Annotated in this window: 2 protein-coding genes; both read right to left on the bottom strand. The window is 66.9% G+C overall.

Annotated elements, in window-relative coordinates:
* Positions 1-58: 58 nt before the first annotated feature.
* Entirely contained in the window at positions 59-2230 is a 2172-nt protein-coding gene (locus tag IV088_RS25120) for an ATP-binding protein (RefSeq protein WP_291107535.1), read from the bottom strand.
* 35 nt (positions 2231-2265) lie between these two features.
* Positions 2266-4164 (bottom strand): ATP-binding cassette domain-containing protein, encoded by a 1899-nt coding sequence (locus IV088_RS25125; RefSeq protein ID WP_291107537.1) that lies wholly within the window; start codon positions 4162-4164, stop codon positions 2266-2268.
* Positions 4165-4399 lie beyond the last annotated feature (235 nt).

The raw sequence follows: 4399 nt of genomic DNA on the forward strand, positions 1-4399 counted from the left end.
AGCACGCTGATGCGCATCAACTTCGCGACCACGCAGGACGCGGCGTTCTGGAAGGTGTTCAGGCGGCTGGCGGTTCGCTGAGCAAGGCGGCGAGCGCGGCATCGATCTGCTGCGCTTCGGCCTGCATCAACGGCAGTGCGCGCTCGAACAGCTTCCAGTCGCGCGAGCACGCGGCCAGCTCCAGCCCTTTGGAGAGCAGGGCGCCACGTTCGGCCGTCATGCTGCCGAGCGAGCCCTTGAGCCCATGCGCGTGGGCGATGGCCAGGTGGACGTCTTGCGACCGCAAGGCGGCTTGCAGCTGCAGCAGGCGCTCGGTCAGATCGGTGCGCATCGCCTGTGCCAGCTGGCGCAGCGTGGTCTCGTCGCCGTCGAGCCGGCGGCGCAGTTTGTTCACGTCGATGGCACCGGCCGTCGCCGGGGTGTGCTGACCCGCTTCCGGTGCGGGTTCGGCCAGGAGACCGTGCGCGGGGTGCTCCGAGGCGCGCCGCAGCGCGTCGTCCATCGCATGCATCAGCGACTGCGGCCCCACCGGCTTGGGCGTGTAGCCGTCCATGCCCGCAGACAGGCAGGCCTCACGGTCGCCGTTCATGGCATTGGCCGTCACCGCCACGATGGGCGTGTGCGGCAGACCCCTCTGGATTTCCAGTTCGCGGATGCGCCGCGTCGCTTCCAGTCCGTTGCTGCCGGGCATCTGCACGTCCATCAGCACGAGGTCCACGCCGCCTTGCGACCACTGCTGCACCGCGCGATCGCCATCGCGGGCGTTGCGCACGGTGCAGCCCAGGCGCTGCAGCAACTGGTTCATCAGCAGCTCGTTGACCGGGTGGTCTTCGGCCACCAGCACGCACAGCCCGGCGAAACGCTGATCGGCCTGTGCCACCCCGCTCAGCTCCACCGACCCGCTCAGCGCGCCGGGGTCGGCCACCGCGGGCTCGCCCAGCGGCAGGGTCACCGTGAAGGTGCTGCCCTGGCCGAGCTCGCTCTGCAAGTCGATGTCACCGTCCATGAGCTGGACCAGGCGTGAGCAGATCGCCAGGCCCAGTCCGCTGCCGCCGAAGCGACGCGCGGTGGAGGCATCGGCCTGGGTGAAGGCATCAAAAATCGTGGCTTGCTGCTTGGGCGAGATGCCCACGCCGCTGTCCTGCACCTGCAGGCGCAGCAGGCGCTGGCCGGTGCCCGCTGCGGACAGCGCCTGGGCCGAGACCCGGATGCGGCCACCGCGCGGGGTGAACTTCAGCGCGTTCGACAAGAGGTTGCCCAGCACCTGACGCAATCGACCGGGGTCGCCCAGCATCTGGAGCGGCAGGCCGGGCGCAATCTGCAGCGCCCAGTCGATCGGCTTGGCACGGGCCTGTTCGGCGTAGAGGGCACTCACTTCGTTCAGCGTGTCGTGCAGGTTGAAGGGCGCCTGCTCGATGCGGAGCTTGCCCGCTTCGATGCGCGAGAGGTCCAGCACGTCGTTGAGCAACGCCAGCAGTGCGTGGGCCGAGCTGTCCATCAGGTGGAGCCAGCTCCGTTGTTCAGGGTTCAGCGGCGAATCCATCAGCAGCCGGGTCAGGCCCATCAATGCGTTGAGTGGCGTGCGCACCTCGTGGCTGATGTTGGCCAGGAACTCGCTCTTGGCGCGGCTGGCCTGCTCGGCCAGTTCGCGCGCTCGCTCGCCCTGGGCTTCGACGCGCTTGCGTTCGCTGATGTCGGCGTGCGTGCCCATCAGGCGGATGGGGCGGCCCTTGGTGTCGTGTTCGGCCACCATGGCGTGGCTTTCGATCCAGAGCCAGCCGTCGGCCGTGCGAACGCGGTATTGCGACACCGCATGCTGCTGCTGTCCTTGCAGCAGGGGGCGGGCCTCGGCTTCCACGCGGGCGAGATCGTCGGGGTGCACGCGGTCAAGCAGGCCGCGGGTGTCCCAATCGCCCTCCATGGCGATGTCGCCCAGCATCTCGCCCCAGCGTGCGGTCAGAAAAACCTGTTGCGACGGCAGCTGCCAGTCCCACAGCGCCAGTCGGGCCGCGTCCACCGCGAGCTGCAGGCGGTCACGCGTCTCGTCCAGGGCCTCTTCGGCCAGCAGGCGGCTGTTGGATTCGCGGTGCACCGAGCTGCGCAGGCGGTCCAGCTCGCGGTTCTGCTGGTCCAGCTCGGCCATCAGCACCCGCGTGCGCTCGCGCTCTTGCTTCAGGTCCTGCAAGGCGCGTTGCAGGTCGAGGGCGATGCGTTGGGCGCTGTGGGGCATAGGTGTGTGGGTGGCTTGCACCCCAGGGGGACGGGTCAGCTGCCGCCGAGCGCTTCCCAGCGCTCCATGGACTGCAGCCATTCAGCTTCTATTTCGGCATGTCGGGCGCCCAGTTGAGCCGCGCGTGTCGCATCGCTGGCGAACAGCGCACCGCCATTCAGGGCAGCGTCGATCTCGGCCTGCTCGGCTTCCAGCTTCTTCAGGAGCGCCGGCAGGGCGTCGAGCTCACGCTGCTCCTTGTAGCTGAGCTTGCGTTTGGCGGTGGGCGTGGTGACGGCGGGCGCTGCCGGGGCGGGTGTGGGCGCCGTGGCCGGCACGGGTGTGGGCGCCCGTTCGCGTTGCAGTTCCGCCGCCCGGGCCGATTGTGTGAGCCAGTCCTGCACGTCGCCCACGTACTCGCGCCAGCGACCGTCGCCTTCGGCCACCAGGGTGCTGGTGACCACGTTGTCCAGGAAGCGGCGGTCGTGGCTGACCAGGAACACCGTGCCCTCGTATTGCTGGAGCAGGTCTTCCAGCAGCTCCAGCGTGTCGATGTCCAGGTCGTTGGTCGGTTCGTCGAGCACCAGCACGTTGGCCGGGCGCGCAAACAGGCGCGCCAGCAGGAGTCGGTTGCGCTCGCCGCCCGAGAGCGTGCGCACCGGGGCGTTGGCCCGCGCCGGCGAGAACAGGAAGTCGCTCAGGTAGCTCTTGACGTGGGTGCGCTTGTTGCCGATCTCGATCCACTCGCTGCCCGGGCTGATGAAATCTTCCAGCGTGGCGTCGAGGTCGATCTGGTCGCGCATCTGGTCAAAGTACGCGACGCTTTGTTTGCTGCCCTGGCGCACCGTGCCGCTGTCGGGGGGCAGCTCGCCCAGGATGATCTTCAGCAGGGTCGTCTTGCCCGCGCCGTTGGGGCCGATCAGACCGATCTTGTCGCCCCGCAGGATGGTGGCGGTGAAGTCGCGGATCACCGTGCGCTGGCCGCCATTGGCCGTCGGGAAGGATTTGCCGATCTTCTCCAGTTCCGCCACGATCTTGCCGCTGGTGGTGCCGCTGGCCACTTCCAGCTTCACGCTGCCCACCGCGTCGCGGCGCTGGGAGCGCTGCTCACGCAGGCGTTCCAGCCGGGTGATGCGCCCTTGCGCGCGGGTGCGACGGGCTTCCACGCCTTTGCGGATCCACACCTCTTCCTGGGCCAGCAGCTTGTCGGCTCGCGCGTTGATCACGGCCTCCTGTGCAGCCTGCTCTTCCTTCAGCAACTGGTACTGGGCAAAATTGCCCGGGTAGCTCAGCAGACGCCCACGGTCCAGTTCCACCATGCGTGTGGCCACGCGGTCCAGGAAGGCACGGTCGTGACTGATGGTCACCACGCTGCCCTTGTATTCCAGCAGCAGATCCTCCAGCCAGGTGATGCTGTCCAGGTCCAGGTGGTTGGTCGGTTCGTCCAGCAGCAGCACGTCAGGGCGGCTCACCAGCGCCTGTGCCAGTGCCACACGCTTCTTGTTGCCGCCCGAGAGTTGACCCACGGTCACATCGCCCTCCAGGTGCAGCCGATGCAAGGTCTCTTCGACGCGCTGCTCCCAGTTCCATGCGTCCAGGGCTTCGATGCGGTTCTGCAGCGCATCCAGATCCAGTCCGTCAGCGCCACTCAAATAGAGGTCTCGTGCCGCGCGAGCGTCGGCCAGCCCAACGCTGGCGGCTTCAAACACGGTGCTCTGCAGATCCAGAATGGGTTCTTGGGGCACATAGGCGACGCGCAGCCCAGTCTGGGTCTGCAGCGTGCCGTCATCGGGCTTTTCCAGAGCCGCCAGAATCTTGAGCAGCGAAGACTTGCCCGTGCCGTTGCGCCCGATCAGGCCGACCCTTTCCTGGGATTCGAGAGCGAAGTCGGTGTGGTCGAGCAGCGCCACGTGGCCGAAGGCCAGTTGCGCGTTTTGCAGGGTGATGAGTGCCATGAAGGGAGCCAGAGTCGGAAGTGCAGCGATTATCCCTGTGCGCAGCGAGCGCCTTGGGTGACCCTGGCCCCTGTATATAAAGGTATGGCTCGCTGAAAGATAGATGACCGCCGCAGGGCGACATTCGGGCATGTGTTCAAACTTTTTTGCAGGCTTTTGACAAAAGCTCAGAATCTGGCATATACTGCGAGGCTGCGCTGATCACTGCGAAGCTTAAAAGCCAAGCAAGTAAAGT

It is taken from the genome of Hydrogenophaga sp., assembly GCF_018780075.1.
In the GTDB taxonomy this organism is placed as follows: Bacteria; Pseudomonadota; Gammaproteobacteria; order Burkholderiales; family Burkholderiaceae_C; genus Hydrogenophaga.